At 68.6% G+C, this 25174-nt stretch carries 23 protein-coding genes; 21 read left to right on the forward strand and 2 right to left on the reverse strand.

The features are described from left to right. Nucleotides 1-85: 85 nt before the first annotated feature. From EJO71_RS09525 to EJO71_RS09550, 6 genes are read left to right on the forward strand one after another with little or no spacing between them, the layout of a single operon-like run. Nucleotides 86-1747 carry an ABC transporter substrate-binding protein gene (locus EJO71_RS09525; protein ID WP_125948236.1) on the forward strand — a complete coding sequence of 554 codons (1662 nt, stop codon included), beginning with the start codon at nucleotides 86-88 and terminating at the stop codon, nucleotides 1745-1747. Nucleotides 1748-1778: 31 nt separating this feature from the next. Beyond that, complete coding sequence (locus EJO71_RS09530; RefSeq protein WP_125948235.1) at nucleotides 1779-2732, forward strand: ABC transporter permease; 954 nt, start codon at nucleotides 1779-1781, stop codon at nucleotides 2730-2732. Between the two features lie 6 nt (nucleotides 2733-2738). Next, on the forward strand, nucleotides 2739-3641 hold the full coding sequence (locus tag EJO71_RS09535) for an ABC transporter permease (RefSeq protein ID WP_125948234.1): 903 nt from the start codon (nucleotides 2739-2741) through the stop codon (nucleotides 3639-3641). Between the two features lie 9 nt (nucleotides 3642-3650). Further along, entirely contained in the window at nucleotides 3651-4691 is a 1041-nt protein-coding gene (locus EJO71_RS09540) for an ABC transporter ATP-binding protein (protein ID WP_125948233.1), read from the forward strand. Further along, nucleotides 4688-5698: an ABC transporter ATP-binding protein gene (locus EJO71_RS09545; protein WP_240651321.1), complete on the forward strand. Its 1011-nt coding sequence runs from the start codon at nucleotides 4688-4690 to the stop codon at nucleotides 5696-5698. Before EJO71_RS09540 ends, EJO71_RS09545 begins: the two co-directional genes overlap by 4 nt. 30 nt (nucleotides 5699-5728) lie before the next feature. Next, on the forward strand, nucleotides 5729-6907 hold the full coding sequence (locus EJO71_RS09550; RefSeq protein WP_125948232.1) for an amidase: 1179 nt from the start codon (nucleotides 5729-5731) through the stop codon (nucleotides 6905-6907). A gap of 10 nt (nucleotides 6908-6917) precedes the next feature. Here the strand turns inward: EJO71_RS09550 and EJO71_RS09555 are convergent, their stop codons facing one another. Then, nucleotides 6918-7436, reverse strand: coding sequence for an ureidoglycolate lyase (locus EJO71_RS09555; protein WP_125948231.1), 519 nt, complete (start codon nucleotides 7434-7436; stop codon nucleotides 6918-6920). A gap of 121 nt (nucleotides 7437-7557) precedes the next feature. Here EJO71_RS09555 and EJO71_RS09560 point away from each other — a divergent pair, with 121 nt between their 5' ends. From EJO71_RS09560 to EJO71_RS09575, 4 genes are all read left to right on the forward strand, one after another. Beyond that, on the forward strand, nucleotides 7558-7896 hold the full coding sequence (locus EJO71_RS09560; protein WP_125948230.1) for a Rieske 2Fe-2S domain-containing protein: 339 nt from the start codon (nucleotides 7558-7560) through the stop codon (nucleotides 7894-7896). 26 nt (nucleotides 7897-7922) lie between these two features. Next, nucleotides 7923-8531, forward strand: coding sequence for a YbhB/YbcL family Raf kinase inhibitor-like protein (locus EJO71_RS09565; protein WP_206169002.1), 609 nt, complete (start codon nucleotides 7923-7925; stop codon nucleotides 8529-8531). Nucleotides 8532-8618: 87 nt separating this feature from the next. Further along, nucleotides 8619-10112: a GGDEF domain-containing protein gene (locus EJO71_RS09570; RefSeq protein WP_171022513.1), complete on the forward strand. Its 1494-nt coding sequence runs from the start codon at nucleotides 8619-8621 to the stop codon at nucleotides 10110-10112. Between the two features lie 59 nt (nucleotides 10113-10171). Next, nucleotides 10172-10483 carry a hypothetical protein gene (locus EJO71_RS09575; RefSeq protein WP_125948229.1) on the forward strand — a complete coding sequence of 104 codons (312 nt, stop codon included), beginning with the start codon at nucleotides 10172-10174 and terminating at the stop codon, nucleotides 10481-10483. Here EJO71_RS09575 and EJO71_RS09580 read toward each other — a convergent pair. Beyond that, complete coding sequence (locus tag EJO71_RS09580) at nucleotides 10459-11373, reverse strand: LysR family transcriptional regulator (RefSeq protein WP_125948228.1); 915 nt, start codon at nucleotides 11371-11373, stop codon at nucleotides 10459-10461. The genes EJO71_RS09575 and EJO71_RS09580 overlap by 25 nt on opposite strands. 143 nt (nucleotides 11374-11516) lie before the next feature. Here EJO71_RS09580 and EJO71_RS09585 point away from each other — a divergent pair, with 143 nt between their 5' ends. The 11 genes from EJO71_RS09585 (at nucleotide 11517) to EJO71_RS09635 (ending at nucleotide 25168) form a co-directional block, all read left to right on the forward strand. Next, a complete protein-coding gene (locus EJO71_RS09585) occupies nucleotides 11517-13670 on the forward strand; it encodes a 3-hydroxyacyl-CoA dehydrogenase NAD-binding domain-containing protein (RefSeq protein WP_125948227.1) in 2154 nt (717 codons plus the stop codon). Nucleotides 13671-13701: 31 nt separating this feature from the next. Beyond that, on the forward strand, nucleotides 13702-14892 hold the full coding sequence (locus EJO71_RS09590; RefSeq protein ID WP_125948226.1) for an acetyl-CoA C-acyltransferase: 1191 nt from the start codon (nucleotides 13702-13704) through the stop codon (nucleotides 14890-14892). Between the two features lie 13 nt (nucleotides 14893-14905). Then, nucleotides 14906-16114, forward strand: a complete 1209-nt coding sequence (locus EJO71_RS09595) for an acyl-CoA dehydrogenase family protein (protein WP_125948225.1) — start codon at nucleotides 14906-14908, stop codon at nucleotides 16112-16114. Between the two features lie 12 nt (nucleotides 16115-16126). Next, nucleotides 16127-17269, forward strand: coding sequence for an acyl-CoA dehydrogenase family protein (locus tag EJO71_RS09600; RefSeq protein WP_125948224.1), 1143 nt, complete (start codon nucleotides 16127-16129; stop codon nucleotides 17267-17269). Continuing rightward, nucleotides 17266-18081: an enoyl-CoA hydratase gene (locus tag EJO71_RS09605; protein WP_125948223.1), complete on the forward strand. Its 816-nt coding sequence runs from the start codon at nucleotides 17266-17268 to the stop codon at nucleotides 18079-18081. Before EJO71_RS09600 ends, EJO71_RS09605 begins: the two co-directional genes overlap by 4 nt. A gap of 81 nt (nucleotides 18082-18162) precedes the next feature. Beyond that, nucleotides 18163-19371: a CaiB/BaiF CoA-transferase family protein gene (locus EJO71_RS09610; protein ID WP_125948222.1), complete on the forward strand. Its 1209-nt coding sequence runs from the start codon at nucleotides 18163-18165 to the stop codon at nucleotides 19369-19371. 37 nt (nucleotides 19372-19408) lie between these two features. After that, nucleotides 19409-20398 (forward strand): tripartite tricarboxylate transporter substrate binding protein, encoded by a 990-nt coding sequence (locus EJO71_RS09615; protein WP_125948221.1) that lies wholly within the window; start codon nucleotides 19409-19411, stop codon nucleotides 20396-20398. 41 nt (nucleotides 20399-20439) lie between these two features. After that, the gene (locus EJO71_RS09620; protein ID WP_125948220.1) at nucleotides 20440-22392 is read left to right on the forward strand and encodes an acyl-CoA synthetase; all 1953 of its coding nucleotides are present in this window, start codon (nucleotides 20440-20442) and stop codon (nucleotides 22390-22392) included. A gap of 43 nt (nucleotides 22393-22435) precedes the next feature. After that, complete coding sequence (locus EJO71_RS09625) at nucleotides 22436-23434, forward strand: tripartite tricarboxylate transporter substrate binding protein (RefSeq protein WP_125948219.1); 999 nt, start codon at nucleotides 22436-22438, stop codon at nucleotides 23432-23434. Between the two features lie 49 nt (nucleotides 23435-23483). After that, nucleotides 23484-24233, forward strand: a complete 750-nt coding sequence (locus tag EJO71_RS09630) for an electron transfer flavoprotein subunit beta/FixA family protein (RefSeq protein ID WP_125948218.1) — start codon at nucleotides 23484-23486, stop codon at nucleotides 24231-24233. Between the two features lie 2 nt (nucleotides 24234-24235). Beyond that, nucleotides 24236-25168, forward strand: a complete 933-nt coding sequence (locus tag EJO71_RS09635; protein WP_093207435.1) for an FAD-binding protein — start codon at nucleotides 24236-24238, stop codon at nucleotides 25166-25168. Nucleotides 25169-25174: the final 6 nt, after the last annotated feature.

A 25174-nucleotide genomic window follows, 5' to 3' on the forward strand; every position in this document is an offset into this window, starting at 1 on the left:
CCCGACGAGGGACACCACCGCTGGCATGTGTCGTGCTTGACAGTTTTTTCGTCCTTTTCTCCATTCCACCCCAACGGAGTTCCATGTGAAGCGTGCTGCCCCCGCCCTGTTCCTGAAACCCCTGGCCGTCTGCGCGGCGCTCGCCACCCTGGTGCTCGCCACGCCCCATGCGATGGCGCAGGAGAAGACGCTGCGCATCGCCATGACGGCGGCCGACATTCCGCGCACGCTCGGCCAGCCAGACCAGGGCTTCGAGGGCAACCGCTTCACCGGCATCCCGATCTACGACTCGCTCACGCAGTGGGACCTGTCGAAGGCCGATGCGCCCAGCGTGCTGATTCCCGGCCTCGCCGCCTCGTGGGCGGTCGACGCCAAGGACAAGACCAAGTGGGTCTTCAAGCTGCGCCCCGGCGTCAAGTTCCACGACGGCTCGGCCTTCAACGCCGACGCCGTGGTGTGGAACGTGCAGAAGGTGCTCGACAAGGACGCCGTGCAGTTCGACCCCAGCCAGGTCGGCGTGACGGCCTCGCGCATGCCCACGCTCAGGTCGGCGCGCAAGATCGACGACACGACGGTCGAACTCACCACCAGCGAGCCCGACGCCTTCCTGCCGATCAACCTCACGAACCTGTTCATGGCCTCGCCCGCGCACTGGCAGAAGAAGTTCGACGCGGCCGCCGGCGCCACGCCCGCCGACAAGGCCAAGGCCGCCTGGACCGCCTTCGCCGCCGACCCGTCGGGCTCGGGTCCGTTCAAGGTCACGCGCTTCGTGGCGCGCGAGCGGCTGGAGCTGGCCGCCAACAAGGGCTACTGGGACGCGAAGCGCGTGCCGAAGATCGACAAGGTCGTGATGCTGCCGATGCCCGAAGCCAACGCGCGCACCGCCGCGCTGCTGGGCGGCCAGGTCGACTGGATCGAGGCACCCGCGCCCGACGCCATGGCGCAGATCACGCAGCGCGGCTTCAAGATCTATTCGAACGCACAGCCGCACGTGTGGCCCTGGCAGCTCTCCTTCGCCGAAGGCTCGCCCTGGCTCGACAAGCGCGTGCGCCAGGCCGCCAACCTGTGCATCGACCGCGGCGGCATGAAGCAGCTGCTGGGCGGCATGATGGCCGAGCCCAAGGGCACGGTGCCGCCGGGACACCCGTGGTTCGGCAAGCCCACCTTCGACATCAGGTACGACGTGAAGGCCGCGCAGGCGCTGATGACGCAGGCCGGCTACTCGGCCGCCAAGCCGATCAAGGTGAAGGTGCAGATCTCTGCGTCGGGTTCGGGCCAGATGCAGCCGCTGCCGATGAACGAGTTTGCGCAGCAGTCGCTCAAGCAGTGCTACTTCGACGTTCAGTTCGACGTGATCGAATGGAACACGCTGTTCACCAACTGGCGCAAGGGCGCGAAGGACCCGTCGGCCAACGGCGCCAACGCGGTCAACATCAGCTTCGCAGCCATGGACCCCTTCTTCGCGATGGTGCGCTTCGTGAGCACCAAGACCGTCCCGCCGGTGTCGAACAACTGGGGCTACTACGGCAACGCCGAGGTCGACAAGCTGGTGGCCGACGCGCGCACCAGCTTCGACGACAAGGCGCGCGACGCCGCGCTGGCCAAGCTGCACACGCACATCGTGGACGACGCCCCCTTCGTGTGGATCGCGCACGACGTCGGTCCGCGCGCCATGTCGCCCAAGGTGAAGAACGTGGTGCAGCCCAAGAGCTGGTTCATCGACATCGCGACGATGACGATGGACTGATCGTTTTTTTCAGCCAGCCACGAGCCAGCCAATGTTCGCCTACCTCCTGCGCCGCGTGATCTACGCCGTGCCGATCATGATCGGCGTGGCCCTCGTGTGCTTCCTGCTCGTGCACATCGCACCCGGCGATCCGCTGGTGTCGATCCTGCCGCCCGACGCCTCCGCCGACCTGCAGGCGCAGCTGCGCGAGCTCTACGGCTTCAACCGTTCGCTGCCCGAGCAGTTCGCGATGTGGCTGTGGCGCGCGTTGCACGGCGACCTGGGCGTGTCGATCGCCAGCAACCGCGCGGTGGCCGGCGAGGTGTTCACCGCCGTGGGCAACACGCTGCGACTCGCGGTGGTGGCGACCTTCATCGGCTTCGTGCTGGGCTGCCTGTTCGGCTTCGTGGCGGGCTACTTCCGCAACTCGTGGGTCGACCGCCTGGCCTCGATGTTCTCGGTGCTCGGCGTGAGCGTGCCGCACTACTGGCTGGGCATGGTGATGGTGATCGTGTTCTCGTCGCAGCTCATGTGGCTGCCGGCAACGGGTGCGGGCCCCAGCGGCTCGGACGACTGGGCCTGGGACTGGGCGCACCTGCAGTTCCTGCTGCTGCCGGCGCTCACGATGTCGGTGATTCCCATGGGCATCATCGCGCGCACGGTGCGTGCGCTGGTGGCCGACATCCTCGACCAGGAGTTCATCGTCGGCCTGCGCGCCAAGGGGCTCACGCACGCGGGCGTGTTCCGCCACATGGTGAAGAACGCGGCGCCCACGGCGCTGGCCGTGATGGGCTTGCAGCTGGGCTATCTGCTCGGTGGCTCGATCCTCATCGAGACGGTGTTCTCCTGGCCGGGCACCGGCTTCCTGCTGAACTCGGCCATCTTCCAGCGCGACCTGCCGCTGCTGCAGGGCACGATCCTCGTGCTTGCGCTGTTCTTCGTCGTGCTCAACCTGCTGGTCGACGTGCTGCAAACCCTGCTCGACCCACGCATTGCCCGGGCCTGAAAGACCATGTCCTCCGTGCTCGCCCCCTCCTCCATCGCCGCGGCCGTCGAGCCGCTGCCGGCCCAGCGCTCGCGCGGCTACTGGGCCTCGGTCTGGCTGCGCTTCCGGCGCGATCCCGTAGCCGTCGGCGCGGCCCTCGTCGTGCTGCTGCTGATCGCGCTTGCGGTCTTCGGGCCGTGGCTCGCGCCGGCCGACCCCTACCAGTCGTCGATGCTCAAGCGCCTGAAGCCCATCGGCACCGAGGGCCTGCCCTTCGGCAGCGACGAGCTGGGCCGCGACATGCTCTCGCGCCTCATCGTCGGTGCGCGGCTGTCGCTGTTCATCGGCATCACGCCGGTGCTGTGTGCCTTCGTGCTGGGCACGGTCATCGGCATCGTCGCGGGCTACGCGGGCGGGCTGACCAACACGCTCATCATGCGCACCATCGACGTGTTCTATGCCTTCCCCTCGGTGCTGCTGGCCATCGCGCTGTCGGGCGCACTGGGCGCTGGCGTGGTCAATTCGCTGATCTCGCTGACCATCGTGTTCATTCCGCAGATCGCGCGCGTGGCCGAGAGCGTGACCACGCAGGTGCGCACCCGCGACTACGTCGAAGCGGCGCGCGCCTCGGGTGCCGGGCCCTTCACCATCGTGCGCGTGCATGTGCTGGGCAATGTGCTCGGGCCGATCTTCGTGTACGCAACCAGCCTGATCGCTGTGTCGATGATCCTGGCGTCGGGCCTGTCGTTCCTCGGCCTGGGCGTGAAGCCGCCGGAGCCCGAATGGGGCCTGATGCTGAACACGCTGCGCACCGCCATCTACGTGCAACCCTGGGTCGCGGCGCTGCCGGGTGTGATGATCTTCATCACTTCGATCTCTTTCAACATCCTGTCCGACGGGCTGCGTTCGGCCATGGACAACAAGGGCTGAGGCAAGGCAATGGACGCACTCAAGGACATCGGCGGCCCGGCCCAACCGCTCCTGACGATCAAGGGCCTGGTCAAGCACTTCCCCCTGAAGAAAGATCCGCTGGGCCGTGGCGGCGGCGTGGTGCGCGCCGTGGACGGTGTGGACTTCGAAGTCATGAAGAGCGAAACGCTCGGCGTGGTCGGCGAGTCCGGCTGCGGCAAGTCGACCACCGCGCGCCTGCTGATGCAGCTCATCGAACCCACGCGCGGCGAAGTCGTGTTCGACGGCCGCGAGGTCGGCAGCCGCGACCTGCCGCTGAAGGAATTCCGCCGCCAGGTGCAGATGGTGTTCCAGGACAGCTATGCCTCGCTGAACCCGCGCCTGACCATCGAGGACTCGGTGGCCTTCGGTCCGCAGGTGCATGGTGTGTCGCGGCGCGAATCGGTGGAACGGGCGCGCGACCTGCTGGCTCGCGTCGGCCTGTCGCCGCAACGCTTTGCCGAGCGCTACCCGCACGAACTTTCGGGCGGCCAGCGGCAGCGCGTGAACATCGCGCGGGCACTGGCACTGCAGCCGCGCGTGGTGATCCTCGACGAAGCCGTCTCCGCGCTCGACAAGTCGGTGGAAGCACAGGTCATCAACCTGCTGCTCGACCTGAAGGCTGAGTTCGGCCTGACCTACGTGTTCATCAGCCACGACCTCAACGTGGTGCGCTACGTGAGCGACCGCGTCATGGTGATGTACCTGGGCCAGGTGGCCGAGATCGGCCCGGCCGACGCGCTCTACGACCAGCCCGCGCATCCCTACACGCGGGCGCTGCTGTCCTCCATGCCCTCGATGGACCCCGACCATCGCACCGAGGAGGCGGCGCTCGCGGGCGATCCGCCGAACCCGATCAACCCGCCTTCGGGCTGCCGCTTTCATCCGCGCTGCGCGCTGGCCGCGCCGGTGTGCGGCAAGGTGGTGCCCGAGCGCATCGTCACCGGCTCGCGGCATGCGGTGAGCTGCCTGATCCACGAGCCCGGCAGCGGGCATCCGATGGCCACTGAAGCCCGGAGGGAAGCAGCATGAGCGACAACAACGAACCGATGGTCCGGCTGCGCGACCTCAGCGTGACCTTCAGCGGCGGCCGCAAGCCGGTGCATGCCGTCAGCGGCGTGAGCCTCGAGGTGAAGCGCGGCGAGGTCGTCGCGCTGATCGGCGAATCGGGCTCGGGCAAGAGCGTGACCATGCGCACCCTGCTTCGCCTGCACCCCGAGCGCCGCACGCGCATGGGCGGCACGGTGCAGGTGGCGGGCCGCGACGTGCTCGCGATGTCGCAGCGCGAGCTGGCCGACTTCCGCGGCAAGGTCGCGTCGATGATCTTCCAGGAGCCGCTGCTGGCGCTCGACCCGGTGTACTCGGTGGGCGCACAGATCGTCGAGTCGATCCGCCGGCACGAATCGGTGACGCAGGCCGAGGCCCAGCAGCGCGCGCTGGCGCTGTTCGAGCGCGTGCGCATCCCGAGCCCCGAGCGGCGCCTGCAGGCCTATCCGCACGAGATGTCGGGCGGCATGCGCCAGCGCGCCATGATCGCGCTCGCACTCGCCTGCAAGCCCCAGCTGCTGCTGGCCGACGAGCCCACCACTGCGCTCGACGCCACGGTGCAGATCCAGATCCTGTTGTTGCTGCGCGAGCTGCAGCGCGATCTGGGCCTTTCGGTGATCTTCGTCACGCACGACATCGGCGCGGCGGTGGAAGTGGCCGACCGCATCGCCGTGATGTACGCGGGGCGCATCGTTGAGGAAGGCACCGCGCGCGAGCTGATCCGCTCGCCGCGCCATCCGTACACGATCGCGCTGCTCAAGAGCCGCGCACATGGTGCGCTGGCGCGCGGCACGCGGCTCGAGACCATCGGCGGCGCGCCGCCCGACCTGTCGGCACTGCCGCCCGGCTGTGCCTTTGCCGAACGCTGCGCGCTCGCGAGCGATGCCTGCCGCGCGGCGCAGCCGCCGGTGGTCGAGCTTGCGCCGAACCACCGCGTGCGCTGCATCCACACCGACGCGGCGGCGGCCATCGCTCCGGTGCTCGTCGCCTGACCGACTGCCTCTTCAACATCCTTCATTGCCATGCCCCTGCACGACCCCGCCCACGCCTTCGTTCCGTACCCCGATGCGCCGGTGCCGCGCGCCACGACCGGCCCGCTGGCCGACCTGAGCTTTGCGGCGAAGGACCTGTTCGACGTGGCCGGCTACCCCACGGGCGGCGGCAACCCGATCGTGCTGGCGATGTCGGGCATCAAGACCCGCACCGCGCCGACCGTGCAGAAGCTGCTCGATGCCGGCGCGCGCTTCGTCGGCAAGACCGTGACCGATGAACTCGCATCCTCGATGAACGGCAACAACGCGCACTTCGGCGCGCCGGTCAACGGCGGCGCGCCCTCGCGCATCGCGGGGGGCAGCTCCTCGGGCTCGGCCTCGGCCGTGTCGTCGAACCTCTGCGACTTCGCGCTGGGCACCGACACCGGCGGCTCGGTGCGCGCGCCGGCCAACCACTGCGGCCTGTACGGGCTGCGCCCCACCCATGGCCGGGTGAGCCTCGAAGGCGCGCTCGACCTCGCGCCCAGCTTCGACACCTGCGGCTGGTTCACGCGCGACATCGGTACCTTCGCGCGCGTGGCCGACGTGCTGCTGGGCACCGATGCCACGCCCCTGCCAGAACGCGTGCGGCTGCTGCGGCCCGACGATGTCTGGGCGCTGGCCATGCCTGCCGCAGTCGAAGCGCTGAAGGGCGCAGCCGACCGCGTGCAGGGCGCGCTCGGCCCCGCCAAGGGCATCGAGGTGGCGCTGGAGTCCTTCGACACCATGTACTGGAACTTCCGCTACCTGCAGTCGCGCGAAGCCTGGCTCACCGATGGCCCGTTGATCGAACGCTACGCCCCGCCGCTGGGGCCGGGCGTGGCCGAGCGCTTCGCGTGGTCGCGGGAAGTGACCGACACGCAGGTGTCTACCGCTCGCGCCTTCCGCATCGCGTTCCGCGCACACCTGGCGTCGCTGCTGGGCAGCGACGGCGTGCTGCTGATGCCGACCATGCCCGACATCGCCCCGCTGCGCAGCGACAGCGAGGCCGCGCTGGAGGACTACCGCAACCGCGCGATCCGCATGCTGTGCATCGCGGGGCTGGCGGGCTTTCCGCAGCTGTCGATGCCGCTGGCCTCGCGCGACGGCGCGCCGCTGGGCATCTCGCTGCTCGGGCCGGCGGGGTCGGACCGGTCGCTGGTCGCGCTGGCGCAGCGCATCGCGGGCTGAGGCCGCAGCCTCAGAGCCGCACGCTGCCCGGCTCCCGCAGCAGGCAGACGTCGCAGTCGACGCCGCCGCTCCCCGCACGCTCGATCACCGCGAAGTCACCCGCATCCAGCGCCAGCAGCGCGTGATGCCAGGTGCCGGGCGCGAGCACCACGCCCTGGCGCCCGTCGGTGACGAACGCCGCGAGCTGTTGCGCAGACGTGGGTGCATCGCCGGCGCGGGCCACCACGATCACGAAGCGCCTGTCGCCCAACGGCACAAAGGTCTGGCTGCCCAGCGCGTGGCACTCCATCTCCGACACCTCGTGGGGAAAGCGACGCGCCTGCGCGCGGAACAGCGCCAGCATCGGCCGGCCGCCTTCGGCGTCGAGCCGCAGGTCGTCGAGCAGGTCGAAGCGCTGCGCATTGCCGCCGTTGATGGGCCGGCCCTCGCCGGCGGGCGCCGCGATCACGGTGCCGTACGGCCTGAAGGCCTGGGGAGTCAGCGGCTGCGCCATCAGCACCTCGGCGGCGGTCGGGGAAGCATCGTTCATCCGGCGATTGCAGCAGAAAGCGTGCCGTTCGCCTACGCGAGATCGGCCGAGCAGACTGCCCGGCACCGGCGCGCAGGAGATACTGTTTGCTTCGCTTCCGACGACAAATGCAATCACAGGCATGAATACGACCGAGCCCCAGCTGATCGCCCCGACACTGGCCGAGGGCGGCCTCGCTGCCGTCTTCACCACACCCGGCGGCGCGCGGGCCTTCGCCGTGCGCTGGCAGGCCGGCGTGTACGGCTATCTCAACCAGTGCCCCCATGCGGGCGGCCCGCTTGATTTCGAAGGCCAGGTGCTGGAAAGTTCAGGCCGCTTTCTGATGTGCGCCCGGCACGGCGCGATCTTCGAGCCCGACACCGGCGAGTGCGTCGGCGGCCCCTGCCGCGGCACACAGCTCACGCCGCTGGCGGTGCACGAGAAGGCGGACGGCAGCGTGTGGCTCGGTGCGGCCGAGTGAAGACAACTCTCCAGGAGAAAGAAGAAATGCAGAAAACACGTAATGGCAATGGCAACAGCAAGCTCCGCCCCCTGGCCCTGTCGGCCACGGCCCTCGCCCTCGCCGGCCTCCTTGCGGGCTGCGCAGGCATGTCGTCCGGCGGCAAGGGTTCCTCCACGGGCATGAAGGTCAGCTCCAGCGCTTTCGGCGACAACGGCACCATCCCGGCCGAACACGCGGGCGTGGGCGACTGCGGCGGCAAGAACATCTCGCCGCCGGTGGCCTGGAGCAACCTGCCGGCCAAGACGAAGTCGGTCGCCGTACTGGTGTTCGACCCCGACGGCGCGGCCGGCCTCGGCGTGTCGCACTGGGTGGCCTACAACATCGCGGCCGAGCGCGGCGAGCTCAAGGCGGGCGAAGGGGCGGCGGGCTCGAACTTCGACTTCACCATGGGCCCGAACGTGGCCGGCACGCCCGCCTACCGCGGCATGTGCCCGCCGGTGGGCGACCGGCCGCATCACTACGTGGTGACCGTGATCGCCACCGAGCTCGCGCCGGGCAGCCTGCCGGCCGGCCTGGGCCGCGATGCGCTGCTGGCCGCGCTCAAGGGCCGCGCGCTGGGCGGCCAGAGCGTGGTGGGCCTCTACAGTCGCTGAGTCAGGCAGCCGCGAGTAATAATTTAGGACTCACATCGTCGGTACCGGCCATCAACGGCCGCGGCCGCCTTCCAGAAAGCTCCATCGATGGCCCTGCCCGCATCCGGCTCCGATCCGGTTCCGCCGTCCGCCGGCGACCTCGACGCCATGTTCGACCTGGCGCCCGTCTCCCTCTGGATCGAGGACTACGGCGACCTCAAGCGCAAGCTCGACGGCTGGCGTGCCGAGGGCATCACCGACCTGGTGGCGCACCTGTCGGCCGATCCGCGCCGGGTGAGCGACTGCATGGCGCTGCTGAAGGTGCTGCGGGTCAACCAGCACACGCTGAAGCTCTTCGGCGCCGACAGCGAGCAGACCCTGCTGGGCGCACTCGACCGCGTGTTCCGCGGCGACATGTCGGCCACCGTGGTGCACGAGCTCGACCAGCTCTGGCGCGGCCAGCTCAGCTTCGAGAGCGAGACCGTCAACTACGCGCTGGATGGCCGCAGGCTCGACGTGCGCGTGCGCGCCCGCGTGCTGCCCGGCTACGAGGACAGCTGGAGCCGCGTGCTGGTGGCGCTCGACGACGTCACCGAGCGCGTGGCCGCGCAGCGCCTGCGCGACGAGAGCGCCATCTACGCGCGCAGCCTGTTCGACCGCTCGCCGGTGTCGCTGTGGGTGGAAGACTTCAGCGCGGTGCGCTCGCTGCTCGACACCATCCGCTCGCGCGGCATCACCGACTTCGCAACCTTCATCAAGGTGCACCCTGACTTCGTCACGCGCTGCATGCAGGAGATCCGCGTGATCGACGTGAACCACGAGACGCTGCGCATGTTCGGCGCGCCCGACCTGCCCGCGCTGCTGGGCAACCTCTCGCGCATCTTCCGCGACGAGATGCGCGAGTCGTTCGCCGAGCAGCTGCAGGACCTGTGGAACGGCAAGACGGTGCAGCACCGCGAGGTGCTCAACTACTCGCTGTCGGGCGAGGTGCTGAACATCCACATGCAGTTCGCGGTGCAGGACGACCGGCTCGACACCTGGGACCTGGTGCTGGTGTCGCTGGTCGACATCACCGCGCGCAAGAAGGCCGAGGCGTACCTCGAATACCTCGGCAAGCACGACGTGCTCACGCAGCTGTGCAACCGCACCTACTACACCGAAGAACTCAACCGCCTCGCGCGCAAGGGGCCGTGGCCGGTGTCGATCGTGGCCATCGACCTCAACGGCCTGAAGCAGGTCAACGACCAGGAGGGTCACGCGGCCGGCGACTCGCTGCTGCGCCGCATGGGCGAAGTGCTCGACAAGGCCGTCGACCTGCCGGCCTGGCCCGCGCGCATCGGCGGCGACGAGTTCGCCGTGCTGCTGCCCATGACCGACGAACGCGGCGCCGAGGCGATGCGCGAGCGCATCCTCACGCTGCTCGAGATGAACAACCAGTTCCACGCCGGCCAGAGCGGCCACGCGCTGAGCCTCGCCATCGGCCTTGCGACCTGCCACGGCGACGAGCCGCTGGAAGCCGCACTGCAGCGCGCGGACCGGGCGATGTACGTGGACAAGTCGCGGTATTACGAGAGCGCGGAGACCGACCGGCGAACGTCGTAGCCATCAGGCCAAACCGACCGATTGGAAGTCTGTGAAGCTGCGTTTGCTGGAAAGAACCAATGCCCCTTGAAGGCCTTGCCGAAGCCCTGATCCGGCCAGTAATCGAACTGGTGCTGCAGCCCATCGGAGAAGCCTTGGTGCACCTGACCGGCTACATCACCGGGTTCATCGTCGTTCCGATCGCCACGCTGGGACATGTCGTTGTCGAGCAGCCCAAAGAAGGCGTCGAAGCGATGACCTGCAGGTGGCTTCGCACGTCCAGCGGACGCATCGTCATCAATGCGGATCTGGGCAGCCTCGTGGGCTTCCTCACCTGGCTTGCGATCGGCGTGACGGCCCTCTTGATCTACTGCACGTCCGGTCCGTCGTAGCCCGGCACCCGCACCCGCTCCAGCACGAAATCGATGAACGTCCGGATCGCCCGCGTGTGCTGGCGGTTCGGCATGTAGAGCATGAACATCTGCGTGCCGAAGATCGAGAGGCGCCAGTCGTCGAGCGTGGTCACCACGTCGCCGCGGCGCACGTCTTCCTGCACCACGTAGTCGGGCACCAGGCCGATGCCCAGGCCCGCGAGGATGGCCTGGCGCAGGAAAAGGAAGTTTTCCGAGATCAGCGTCGGCTCCAGGATCACCTCGCGCCTCGTCTCGCCCTGGTAGGCCGACACGCGCAGCTGCCGGCCGATGACGGCGGCCGTGACCACCGGCGCGCCCTGCAGCGCGTCGAGCTGCACCGGCAACGGGTTCTTCGCCGCGTATTCGCTCGAAGCGCAGGCCACGTAGCGCACCGGCCCCATCGCGCGCGCCACCAGGTTCTGCGGCGGTTCGGGAATCACGCGGATCGCGATGTCGACTTCGTCGCGCAGCAGGTCCTCGATGCGGTTCTCGAACACCACGTCGAGCACGATGCCGGGGTACTGGCGCTTGAAGTCGATCAGCCAGTCGGCCATGACCAGCTGCCCGTAGCCGCTGGGCACGCTCAGGCGCACGCGGCCCTGCAGGCCCTGCCCCAGCGTCGTCACCGATTCGCGCGCCGCCAGCAGCTCGGCCTGGATGGCGATGCCGTGCTGGTAGAGCCGCAGGCCGATCTCGGTCGGCTCGGCGCGGCGGGTGGTGCGGCGCACCAGCTGCGCGCCCACCGAGCGCTCCAGCTGGTTCAGGTGGTAGCTGACGTTGGCGCGGGTCATCTTGAGCCGCCGCGCGGCCGCGCTCAGGTTGCCGGCATCGAGGATTTCCACCAACAGGGTGAGCGACTGGAGGTCCATGGGCCGATTGTGTCAAAAATCCTTTGACAGTCTGTCAACCGGCTATGCAATTGTCAAAGCGGCGGCTCAGGCCAAGAATGCTGGGTTCACCCCAGAGCCTCGGACCCGCACGGTCCGCAACGCAAGAGACAAGCGACACGCACATGGCCACCACCACTCCCAGCCCCTCCACGTCCACCGGTCCTGTCACCTTCGAACGTCTTGGCGACGTGTTCGTGGTGACCATCGACAACCCGCCCGTCAACGCCCTGGGCGTGGATGTGCGCCGCGGCCTCGTGGCCGCCATCGACGCGGCCGAGGCCGACAGCGCTGCCAAGGCGGTGCTGATCGTCGGCGCGGGCCGCAACTTCATCGCGGGCGCCGACATCCGCGAGTTCGGCAAGACCCCGCAGCCGCCCTCGCTGCCCGAGGTGTGCCTGAAGATCGAGAACTGCACGAAACCCGTGGTCGCCGCGATCCACGGCGCCGCGCTCGGCGGCGGCCTCGAGGTGGCGCTGTCGGCCCACTACCGCATCGCCTCGCCCACCGCGAAGCTGGGCCTGCCCGAAGTGGCGCTGGGCCTGCTGCCCGGCTCGGGCGGCACGCAGCGCGCGCCGCGCCTGATCGGCGTGAAGCCCGCCATCGAACTCATGCTCAGCGGCCGCCACGCCGGCGCGAGGGAAGCGCTGTCGCTCGGCCTCGTCGACCGCCTCGGCACCGACGCCGACGCCGACGCCGACGCCGACGCCCGCGCCGAAGGCCTCGCCTACGCGAATGAACTGGTCGCCGCCAAGGCCCCGGTGCGCCGTACGCGCGAAGCCGGCGCGCTGGCCGACAAGGAAGCCAGCCGCGCCGCCCTCGAGGCCGCCCGCGCCGACACCGCCAAGAAGAGCCGCGGCCTGTTCTCGCCGATGAAGATCGTCGAGGCCGTCGAAGGCGCGCTCACGCTGCCCTTCGACGAAGGGATGGCGCTGGAGCGCAAGCTGTTCCTGCAGTGCATCGACAGCCCGCAGCGCGCCGGCCTGATCCACGCCTTCTTCGCCGAGCGCGAAGTGCTGAAGGCGCCCGAGACCAAGTCGGCCAGCCCCCGCGCGCTGGAGTCCGCCGGCATCGTCGGCGGCGGCACCATGGGCGCGGGCATCGCGGTGGCGATGCTCGACGCCGGCATGCCCGTGACCATGATCGAGCGCGACGACACGCAACTCGCGCGCGGCCGCGCCAACGTGGAGAAGGTTTATGACGGCCTCATCGCCAAGGGCCGCATGACGCCCGAGGCCAAGGCAGCCGTCATGGCGCGCTTCTCGGGCTCCACCAGCTACGACGCGCTCGCGCAGGTCGACATCGTGGTCGAGGCCGTGTTCGAGGAAATGGGCGTCAAGAAGGCCGTGTTCGCCGAGCTCGACCGCGTGTGCAAGCGCGGCGCCGTGATCGCCACCAATACCTCGTACCTCGACATCGACGAGATCGCCGCCAGCATCTCGCGTCCGCAGGACGTGGTGGGCCTGCACTTCTTCTCGCCCGCCAACATCATGAAGCTGCTGGAGATCGTGGTGCCCGCCAAGGTGAGCGCCGACGTGGTCGCCACCGGCTTCGAGCTCGCGAAGAAGCTGAAGAAGGTGCCGGTGCGCGCCGGCGTGTGCGACGGCTTCATCGGCAACCGCATCCTGGCCGTGTACCGCCAGGCCGCCGACCACATGATGGAAGACGGCGCATCGCCCTACGACATCGACGCGGCCGTGCGCAACTTCGGCTACCCGATGGGCCCCTTCCAGGTGTCCGACCTCGCGGGCGGCGACATCGGCTGGGCCACGCGCAAGCGCAAGGCCGCCACGCGCGACCCGAAGGCCCGCTACGTGCAGGTGGCCGACCGCATCTGCGAGCGCGGCTGGTTCGGCCAGAAGACGCAGCGCGGCTACTACCTGTACCCCGAAGGCGCGCGCACCGGCGTGCCCGACCCCGAGGTGCTGGCCATCATCGACGCCGAGCGCGAGCGCGCGGGCATCAAGCCACGCGCCTTCACCGAGGAAGAAATCATGCGCCGCTACATGGCCGCGATGATCAACGAAGGCGCCAACGTCGTGCTCCAGCGCATCGCGCTGCGACCGCTCGACGTGGACGTGACCTTCCTCTACGGCTACGGCTTCCCGCGCCACCGCGGCGGCCCGATGAAGTACGCCGACACCGTGGGCCTGCCCAAGGTGCTGGCCGACATCCAGGAGTTTGCGAAGGAAGACCCGATCTTCTGGAAGCCCTCGCCGCTGCTGGTGCAGCTGGTCGAGCGCGGCGCCGATTTCGCCAGCCTCAATCAATCCGAGTAATCACAGAGCCAGCCGTCCAGGAGACAACCCCATGCGTGAAGCCGTCATCGTTTCCACCGCCCGCACCCCGCTCACCAAGGCGCACCGCGGCGAATTCAACATCACCCCCGGCCCCACGCTGGCGGCCTTCGCCGTGAAGGCGGCCGTCGAGCGCTCGGGCCTCGACCCCGCTCTGATCGAGGACGCCATCCTCGGCTGCGGCTACCCCGAAGGCACCACCGGCCGCAACATCGCGCGCCAGGCCATCATCCGTGCGGGCCTGCCGATCGGCATCGCCGGCACCACCGTGAACCGCTTCTGCGCCTCGGGCCTGCAAGCCATCGCCATGGCCGCGGGCCGCATCGTGGTGGACGGCGCGCCGGCCATGATCGCGGGTGGCGTCGAAAGCATCTCGCAGATCCGCACCCGCAGCGCCACCGACGCAGGCGACAGCGGCATGGACCCGTGGATCGTCGAGCACAAGCCCGAGCTGTACATGGCGATGATCGAAACCGCCGACATCGTCGCCAAGCGCTACAACATCAGCCGCGAAGCGCAGGACCGCTTCTCGGCCGAGAGCCAGCGCCGCACCGAAGAAGCGCAGATCGCCGGCCGCTACAAGGACGAGATCGTCGCCTGCACCACCACCATGGCGGTGACCGACAAGGAGACGAAGGAAGTCAGCTACCGCGAAGTGACCGCCACCGAAGACAACTGCAACCGCCGCGGCACCACCTACGAGGCGCTCGCCAAGCTGAAGCCAGTGATGGGCGAAGACAAGTTCGTCACCGCCGGCAACGCCTCGCAGCTGTCGGACGGCGCATCGGCCTGCGTGCTGATGGAAGCCAAGGATGCCGAGCGCGCCAACATCAAGGCGCTGGGCGCCTTCCGCGGCCTCGCGGTGGCCGGCTGCGAGCCGGACGAGATGGGCATCGGCCCGGTGTTCGCGGTGCCCAAGCTGCTCGCGCGCCACGGCCTCAAGGTCCAGGACATCGGCCTGTGGGAACTCAACGAGGCCTTCGCCTCGCAGTCGATCTACTGCCAGGACAAGCTGGGCATTCCCTCGGAACTGCTCAACGTGAACGGCGGCGCGATCTCCATCGGCCACCCCTTCGGCATGACCGGCGCGCGCCTCGCGGGCCACGTGCTCATCGAAGGCAAGCGCCGCGGCGCGAAGTACGCGGTGGTCACGATGTGCATCGCCGGCGGCATGGGCGCAGCCGGTCTCTTTGAAATCTACTGAAGAGGAGCCAGCGATGGACCTGAACTTCACCCCCGAAGAAGAAGCCTTCCGCAGTGAAGTGCGCGCCTTCCTGGCCGCCAAGCTGCCGGTGCGGCTGTCCGAGAAAGTGCGCAGCGGCAAGATCCTCGAGAAGGCCGACATGCAGGAATGGCACGCCATCCTCAACGAGCGCGGCTGGCTGGCCAACCACTGGCCCGAGCAGTACGGCGGACCGGGCTGGACGGCGGTGGAGAAGTTCATCTTCGAGAACGAATGCGCGCTGGCCTTCGCGCCGCGCATCGTGCCCTTCGGCGTGAACATGCTCGGCCCGGTGCTCATCAAGTACGGCAACGAGGCCCAGAAAAGCTACTGGCTGCCGCGCATCCTGAATGGGGCCGACTGGTGGTGCCAGGGCTACTCGGAACCCGGCGCGGGCTCCGACCTCGCGGCGGTGAAGACCACCGCCGTGCGCGGCATCGACGCGCAGGGCGACCACTACATCGTGAACGGCCAGAAGACCTGGACCACGCTGGGCCAGCACGCCAACATGATCTTCTGCCTGGTGCGCACCAATCGCGAGGCGAAGAAGCAGGAAGGCATCAGCTTCCTGCTGATCGACATGGAGTCGCCCGGCGTCGAAGTGCGCCCGATCATCACGCTCGACGGCGAGCATGAAGTCAATGAAGTGTTCTTCTCCGACGTGCGCGTGCCCGCCGAGAACCTCGTGGGCGAGGAGAACAAGGGCTGGACCTGCGCCAAGTACCTGCTGACCTACGAGCGCACCAACATCGCGGGCGTGGGCTTCTCGGTGGCCGCGCTCGAACAGTTGAAGGGCATTGCCGCCACGCAGACCAAGAACGGCAAGCCGCTGGCGGAAGACCCGGCCTTCGCGGCGCGCATGGCGCGCGTCGAGATCGACCTGGAGAACATGAAGACCACCAACCTGCGCGTGATCGCGGCGGTGGCCGGCGGCGGCGTGCCGGGCGCGGAAAGCTCGATGCTCAAGATTCGCGGCACCGAGATCCGCCAGGAAATCTCGTCGCTGGCCCGCCGCGCGATGGGCGTCTATGGCCGCCCCTTCATCGCGGAAGCATTGAAGGACGGCTACACCGGCGAGACCTTCGGCCCCGACTACGCCTCGGCCGCCGCCTCGCGCTACTTCAACAACCGCAAGCTGTCGATCTTCGGCGGCTCGAACGAAATCCAGAAGAACATCATCTCCAAGATGATCCTCGGGCTTTAAAGGAGACATGCCATGAACTTCGAACACACCGAAGACCGGCGCATGCTCGCCGACAGCCTGAACCGCTTCATCAGCGAGCAGTACGCCTTCGACGCGCGCGACCGCATCGCGAAGTCGGAGCACGGATTCAGCAAGGAAATCTTCCAGCAGTTCGCCGAGCTCGGCGTGATCGGCGCCCTCTTCAGCGAGGCCGATGGCGGCTTCGGCGGCGGCGGCTTCGACATCGCCGTGGTCTTCGAGGCACTGGGCCGCGGCCTGGTGATCGAACCGCTGCTGGGCGCGGTGATGGTCGGCGAGGCGATCAGCGCTGCAGGCAGCGATGCGCAGAAGGAAAAGATCGGCGACATCATCAACGGCGCGATCGTCGCGGCCTTCGCGCACGATGAAGCCGACACGCACTACGAACGCACGCGCGTGCAAACGAAGGCCGAGCGCAGTGGCGACGGCTGGGTGCTGCACGGCGCCAAGGCTGTCGTGCCGCAGGGCGAGCAGGCCGACCTGTTCCTCGTATCGGCCCGCACCTCGGGCGGCGTGGACGACGAAGCCGGCATCTCGCTGTTCCTCGTGCCCGCGAAGACGGCGGGCCTATCGGTGCGCGGCTGCCCCGCCATCGACGGCGGCCGCGTCGCGGAACTCTCGTTCGACGGCGTGAAGCTGGGCGCCGACGCGCTGCTAGGCGCCGAAGGCCAGGGCCACGCCACGCTGGAACGCGCCATCGGCCGCGGCGTGCTCGCGCTGTGCGCCGAAGCCGTGGGCGCGATGGAAGCGGCCAAGTCCGCGACGCTCGAATACCTGCGCACGCGCAAGCAGTTCGGCACGCTGATCGGCAGCTTCCAGGCGCTGCAGCACCGCATGGCCGACCTGCTGCTCGAAATCGAACAGGCCCGCTCGGCCGTCATCAACGCCGCAGCCGCCATCGACACCGGCGACCGCCTGACGCGCGAGCGTGCGCTGTCGGCCGCCAAGTTCAGCATCGGCCGCATCGGCGCGCTGGTGGCGGAGGAAAGCATCCAGATGCACGGCGGCATCGGCATGACGTGGGAGCTGCCGCTGCCTCACTACGCCAAGCGCCTCGTGATGATCGACCACCAGCTCGGCGACGAAGACCACCACCTGCAGCGCTACATCTCGCTCGGCAAGGAGGTTGCGGCATGAGCGACAACAAGACGGTTCTGATCTCGCAGGAGGGTGCCGTGCGCATCCTCACCAACAGCAACCCGGCCGCGCGCAACGCGATCACGCCGACGCTGTACGCCGAACTCTCCGCCGCGCTCGCCGACGCACAGAACGACCCCGAGGTCGGCGCCATCGTCTTCACCGGCGCGGGCGACTTCTTCTGCTCCGGCGGCGACCTCAACCTGCTGGCCAAGCGCCGCGAGCTGCCCGCGTCGGAGCGCCGCGAGAAGCTCGAAGGCCTGAACAACCTGATCCGCGCGATCCGCGATTGCGGCAAGCCCGTCATCGCGGCCGTCGAAGGCGGCGCTGCCGGCGCGGGCCTGTCGATGGCGCTGGCCTGCGACATGCTGGTGTCTGCGCGCGACGCCTTCTACACCGTGGCCTACGTCAAGGTCGGCCTCACGCCCGACGGCGGCGCCACGGCCTTCCTCTCGGAGTTCGTCTCGCGCCAGGTGCTCACCGAGATGTGCCTGACCGGCGACCGCATGCCGGCCGAACGACTGCATGCGCTGGGCGCGGTCAACCGCCTGACCGACAAGGGCGCCGCGCTGGCCGAGGCCATCGCGCTCGCAGCCAAGGTGGCGGGCGGCCCGCAGCGCGCCAGCGCGCGCATCAAGACGCTGTGCCGACAGGCGCACCGCTCCACGCTGGAAGAGCAGCTCGAAGCCGAGGCCGTGTACATGGTCGAGTCGCAGGCGGATGCCGAGGCGGCCGAAGGCATCGGCGCCTTCCTCGGCAAGCGCAAGGCCGACTTCGCCGCGCTGCGCCACCAGAAGCAGGACGCGTCCTGACGCCGGCCGCTCGCCCTGCCTTTCCGCCTCGCGCGACGTATGCACCGTGCGGGGCTTTCTCGTTTCCAGGGAGCTGATCTCATGCCACTGCCGAATTCATCGCTGCCGCTTGCCGGCGTTCGCGTTCTCGATCTGTCCCGCATCCTCGCGGGCCCCTGGTGCGGCATGGTGCTGGCCGACATGGGCGCCGAAGTCATCAAGGTGGAGCACCCGGGCCGCGGCGACGACACGCGCGACTGGGGCCTGCGCGTGGGCAAGACCGAGACCGCCTACTTCAACAGCGTGAACCGCAACAAGCGCTCGGTCACGCTCGACCTGCAGACGCCCGAAGGCCAGCAGATCGCGCGCGATCTCGCCAAACAGTGCGACGTGGTCATCCAGAACTTCAAGTTCGACGGCATCGACAAGCTGGGCCTCGGCTATGAACAGCTCAGCAAGGAACATCCGGGCCTCATCTACTGCTCGATCTCGGGCTACGACCGCACAGGCCCCGAGGCTGCGCGCCCGGGCTACGACCTCGTGGTGCAGGGCGAGGCCGGCCTGATGGCGCTCAACGGTGAGGCGAACCAGCCGCCGCTGAAGTTCGGCGTGGCGGCCGTCGACCTGTTCACCGGCATGTACTCGGCGCAGGCCATCCTCGCCGCGCTGTACCAGCGCGAGAAGACCGGCAAGGGCCGGCACGTGGAGATGGCGCTGTACGACTGCGGCCTGATGATCACCGCCTACTACGGCCTCGAAGCGCTGCTCATGGGCGAAGACCCGCCGCGCTACGGCAACTCGCATCCGTCGATCGTGCCGTATGGCGTGTTCGACGCGGCCGACGGCCCGCTGGTCATCACCGTGGGCAACAACGCACAGTTCGCGCGCTTCTGCACCGAGGTGATCGAGCGGCCCGACCTCGCGGCCGACGAGCGCTTCAAGACCAACATCCTGCGTTCGGCCAACCGCGCCGCGCTGCTGCCCGAGCTGCATGCCGAGCTCGCGAAGCGCCAACGCGCCGACCTGCTCGCGAAGCTCACCGCCGCCGGCATTCCCTGCGGCGAGGTGCTGGGCCTGCTGGAGGCGCTGCAATCGAAGCGCGCGACCGATGCCGGCCTCGTGACCACGCAGCCGCATCCGGTGGCTGGCACGGTCAACGTGCTCGCGCCGCCCTACCGCTTCGACGGCGAGCGCCTGCCGGTGCGTAGCGCGCCGCCCACGCTGGGCGAAGGCACGCACGACGTGCTGCAGTCGCTGCTCGGCCTGTCGGACGAGAAGCTCGCGGCGCTGAAGACGAACGGCGTCGTCTGAAGAAAAAGACACCTGAAATCCCAAGGAAGACAAACCAATGGCATCCCTTTCCCTGCGCAGCCCCCTGCGCCGCGCCCTCCTCGCTCTCGCCCTGCCCCTGGTGGCCGGCACCGCCTTCGCCCAGGCCTGGCCCGCCAAGCCGATCACGCTGATCGTTCCCTTCCCGCCCGGTGGCCCCACCGACGTGGCCTCGCGCATCGTGGCGCAGAAGATGTCGACGGCACTCGGCCAGAGCATCGTGATCGACAACCGCAGCGGCGCCTCGGGCACCGTGGGCGCGGCGGCTGCGTCGCGCGCGGCGGCCGACGGCTACACCTTCGTGACGCTGGCCACGCCCACGCTGCTGGCCTCGCATCTCTACGCATCGCCCGGCTACGACATCTTCAAGAACTTCACGCCCGTGGGCAGCATCTACGACCTGCCGATCGTGCTGGTGGTCAATCCGAAGTCGCTGCCCGACGTGACCGGCGTGCAGGGCCTGATCGCCAAGGCCAAGGCCGAGGGCGGCAAGCTCAACTACACGAGCGCGGGCTCCGGCAGCTTCGGCCACCTGACGACCGAGCAGCTGAAGACCATCGGCAAGTTCGAGATGCTGCACGTGCCCTACCGCGGCAGCGCCCCGGCCGTAACCGACCTGCTCGGCGGCCAGGTGCCCGCGATGTTCTCCGACCTCGTGGGCGTGCTGCCGCACATCAAGTCCGGCAAGCTGCGCGCCATCGCCGTCGGCTCCGGCCAGCGCGTGAGCCTGCTGCCCGACGTGAAGACGGTGGCCGAACAAGGCTTCCCCGGCTTCGACGCCACCTCGTGGGGCGGCCTGCTGGCGCCGGCCGGCACGCCGAAGGACATCGTCGACCGCATGAGCGCCGAGCTGAAGAAGGCGCTGGCCGACAAGGAAGTGCAGGAGAAGCTCCAGAGCGTGGGCACCTTCGCGGCCTACCGCACGCCCGAGCAGACCGGCGTGCGCATGAAGGAAGACTTCGAGCGCTGGGGCAAGGTGATTCGCGACAACCACATCACGAACCAGTAGAACGCATAGGTCCGCAGGGCGACGAAACAAAGGAGACAGACATGACGCAGAAATACGAGAACGACTACGGCACACCGGTGAGCGCGCCGTTCCGCCCCGCGTTGCCCGTGCGCAGCCTCGCCGACATCCGCAAGCTCGAGGAAACGCCGCTCGAGCAGGCGCTCAAGGTGCGCAGCACCTACGAGATCTTCCGCAACGCGGGCCATGCCTTCGGCGACAAGACCGCGCTGACCTTCCTGCGCACCGGCAACCCGGCCGACGAGCCGATCCGCTGGTCTTATGCCGAGCTGCTCTCGCGCATCCACCAGACCGCGAACATGCTGCACACGCTCGGCGTGGGGCCCGACGACGCCGTCGCCGTGCTGCTGCCCGGCTGCCTCGAGTACCACCTCGCGCTGTGGGGCGGCGAGGCGGCCGGCATCGTGCAGCCGCTGAACCCGCTGCTCACCGACGAGAAGCTGGTCGCGCTGATGACCGCCGGCCGCGCCAAGGTGCTGATCGCCTACGGCTCCGATGCCGAATCGGGCATGTGGTCGAAGGCCATGCGCCTGCGCGGCCAGGTGCCGACGCTCACCGCCGTGCTGCGCGTTGCGCCGCACGACGAGGCGCCGGGCGCGGCCGGTGCACTGCCCGAAGGCGTCGCCGAGTTCGACGTGCTGCGCGCCGCGCAACCCGACGACCGCCTCGTGAGCGGCCGCAACATCGCGCCTTCAGACATCGCCGCCTACTTCCACACCGGCGGCACCACCGGCGCGCCCAAGCTCGCGCGCCACAGCCATGGCGCGCAGGTGTTCACCGCATGGGCCAGCGTGCAGGTCGCGGGCATGAACGAGAACGGCATCTCCATCAACGGCTATCCGCTGTTCCACGTGGCGGGCGTGCTGCCGGCCTCGCTCTCGTCGCTGTCGGCGGGCGTGGAAGTGATCATTCCCACGCCCTCGCTGCTGCGCAACAAGGAGGTGCTGGCCAACTACTGGAAGCTGGTGGCGAAGTACCGCCCCACGTCGCTCTCGGCCGTGCCCACCGTGCTCGCCGCGCTGGCCAACGTGCCGCTGGACGGCGCGGACATCTCGTCGATCACCTACTGCCGCACCGGCGCCGCCGTGCTCGCGCCCGAGCTGGCCGCGCGCTTCGAGCGCCTGTTCGGCCTGCACGTGCACGAGAGCCTGGGCATGACGGAGATGGCCGGCATCTCGACCATCACGCCGCCGGGCGTGAACGGGCCCGCGGGCTGCGTGGGCTTTCGCCTGCCCTACATGCAGATGCGCGTGGTGGCGCTGGACGAGAACGGCAACGCCAGCGACCGCGAGATGCCGCGCGGCGAGCAGGGCATGGTGCTGTTCAAGTCGCCCAACGTGTTCTCCGGCTTCGTCGACCCGGCCGACAACGCCAAGGCCTTCACCGCCGACGGCTGGCTCGCCACCGGCGACCTGGGCTGGATCGACGAGGAGGAACGGCTCAACCTCACGGGCCGCTCGAAGGACCTCATCATCCGCAGCGGCCACAACATCGACCCCAAGACCATCGAGGACGCGCTGGGCGCGCACCCGGCCGTGCAGCTGTGCGCGGCTGTCGGCGCGCCCGATGCCTACGCGGGCGAGCTGCCCGTGATCTTCGCGACGCTGGTGCCCGGCGCCTCCGCGACCGAAGAAGAGCTGCTGGCCTTCACCTCGGCGCGCGTGGACGAGGCTCCGGCGCGACCCAAATGGGTGTCGGTGATCGCGACCATGCCGATGACCAACGTCGGGAAGATCTACAAGCCCGAGCTGCGCGCAATGGCCGCGCTGCAGGTGGTGAACGCCGCCGTTGCCGAAGCCTGCACCGGACTGGGCGTGCCCGAGGCCGCGCGACCCGTCGCCAAGACCGAAGGCGAAAGCCTTGTGCGCGTGCAGATCGACGGCGCTGCGGCGGGTGCGCTGGCCGCGCCGCTGCAGGAGCGGCTGCAGAAGGCGCTGGAGCCCCTGCCCTTCAAGACCCGCATTGCGCTCGACTGAACTTCTTCTTCGAGATTTTTCTGAAACCAAAGGGAGACAAACCTTGACCCATCCGACCTCGAACCGCCGCGCCCTGCTGTGCGCAGCCGCATCCGCCGCAGCCCTCGTTGCGCTGACGCCTGCACATGCACAGGCCCCCTACCCGAACAAGCCCATCCGCATGGTCGTGCCCTTCGCGGCCGGCGGCGCGACCGATGTGCTCGCACGCGTGATCGGCCAGAAGATGTCGGCCGGCATGGGCCAGCCCATCGTCATCGACAACAAGCCCGGCGCGGCCGGCATCATCGGCACCGACGCGGTCGCCAAGTCGGCGCCCGATGGCTACACCATCGTGCTGGGCCTGAGCAACTCGCTCATGACCAACGAGTTCCTGTACGAGAAGCTGCCCTACGACACGGCGCGCGACCTCACGCTGGTCTACCAGATCGCGGCGGCGCCGCTGGTGCTGGTGGTGCACCCGAGCGTGCCGGCCAAGACCGGCCCCGAGCTGCTGAAGTACGTTGTCGCCAACAAGGGCAAGGTGGCCTACGGCTCGTACGGCATCGGCGCATATCCGCACCTGGCCGGCGCGCACATGAGCCTCTCGACGCAGTCGGACATGAGCCACGTCGCCTACAAGGGCGAGGCGCCGATGATGCAGGACCTGATCGGCGGCCAGATCCAGATGGCGTATGCCAGCGCGCTGGTGGCCAAGCCGCACATCGACTCCGGGAAGATCCGCGCCATCGGCGTGAGCGGCGAGCGCCGCATGAGCACGCTGCCCAATGTGCCCACGCTGGCCGAGCAGGGCCTGAAGGACGAGGCCTACCGCGTGACCGGCTGGCTCGCCATCGCCGTGCCCGCTAAGACGCCCAAGCCCATCGTGGACCGCATCGCCGAGGAAGTGCGCAAGGCCACGCAGCAGCCCGACGTGCGCGAGCGCATCGCGGCCATGGGCTTCGAGGTCAAGGAAAGCTCGCCCGAGCTCTTCGCCACTGCGTGGAAGGCCGAGCGTCCGGTGTGGGAGCGCCTGATCAAGCAGTCGGGCGCCAAGCTCGAGTGACCCGCTTCCTTATTTCTTCTCTTCTTCTTCGTCATTCAAAGGAACAGCCATGAAGGTTCTGGTCCCCGTCAAACGGGTCGTCGATTACAACGTGAAGGTGCGCGTGAAGAGCGACGGCACCGGAGTGGACATTGCCAACGTCAAGATGAGCATGAACCCCTTCGACGAGATCGCCGTTGAAGAAGCGGTGCGGCTGAAGGAAAAGGGCGTCGTGACCGAAGTCATCGCTGTCTCCTGCGGCGATGCCAAGTGCCAGGAAACCCTGCGCACCGCCATGGCCATCGGCGCCGATCGCGGCATCCTCGTTGAAACCTCCGAAGAACTGCAGCCCCTGGCCGTGGCCAAGCTGCTGAAGGCGCTGGTCGACAAGGAACAGCCCCAGCTGATCATCCTCGGCAAGCAGGCCATCGACGACGATGCCAACCAGACCGGCCAGATGCTGGCTGCGCTGGCTGACCTGCCCCAAGCCACTTTCGCCTCGAAGGTCGAAGTCGCCGGTGACAAGGCCACTGTTACCCGCGAAGTCGACGGCGGCCTGGAGACCGTCGCGCTCACGCTGCCCGCAGTCATCACCACCGACCTGCGCCTGAACGAGCCGCGCTACGTGACGCTGCCCAACATCATGAAGGCCAAGAAGAAGCAGCTCGACACGGTCAAGCCCGAGGACCTGGGCGTGGACGTGAAGCCCCGCCTGAAGACCCTGAAGGTCGCGGAGCCGCCGAAGCGTGGTGCCGGCATCAAGGTGCCTGACGTTGCAACGCTGGTGGACAAACTGAAGAACGAAGCGAAGGTGATCTGAACATGACCGCACTTGTTATTGCCGAACACGACCACGCGACCGTCAAGCCCGCGACCCTGAACACCGTGACCGCGGCGCTGGCCTGCGGTGGTGATGTGCACGTGCTGGTGGCTGGCGCCAATGCGGCCGAAGCGGCCAAGGCGGCGGCCCAGATCGCCGGTGTCTCCAAGGTCATCGCGGCCGACAGCCCCAGCCTGGCAGAGAACCTCGCCGAGAACGTCGCAGCTCAAGTGCTGGCCATTGCCGGCAACTACAGCCACATCCTGTTCCCCTCGACCGCCAACGGCAAGAACGTCGCTCCGCGCGTGGCTGCCAAGCTGGACGTGGCGCAGATCAGCGACATCACGGCCGTGGTGAGCGCCGACACCTTCGAGCGTCCGATCTACGCGGGCAACGCGATTGCCACCGTGCAGAGCAGCGATGCGACCAAGGTGATCACCGTTCGTACGACCGGCTTCGATGCGGCAGCCGCCACCGGTGGCAGCGCAGCAGTGGAAAACGCTGCAGGCGTGGCCGACAGCGGCAAGAGCAGCTTCGTGGGCCGCGAAGTCACCAAGAGCGAGCGTCCTGAGCTGACCGCCGCCAAGATCATCGTCTCGGGCGGCCGTGCGCTGGGCAGCGCCGAGAAGTTCACCGAAGTGATGGCACCTCTGGCGGACAAGCTGAACGCCGGCCTCGGTGCCAGCCGTGCAGCCGTCGACGCGGGCTACGCCCCGAACGACTGGCAGGTGGGCCAGACGGGCAAGATCGTCGCGCCTCAGCTGTACATCGCAGCAGGCATCTCGGGCGCGATCCAGCACTTGGCCGGCATGAAGGACTCCAAGGTGATCGTGGCGATCAACAAGGACGAAGAAGCCCCGATCTTCTCGGTGGCCGACTACGGCCTCGTGGCCGACCTGTTCACGGCCGTGCCGGAACTGGTGAAGGCGCTGTAAGCGAGA

The organism is Variovorax sp. 679, assembly GCF_003952185.1.
Lineage (GTDB): Bacteria > Pseudomonadota > Gammaproteobacteria > Burkholderiales > Burkholderiaceae_C > Variovorax.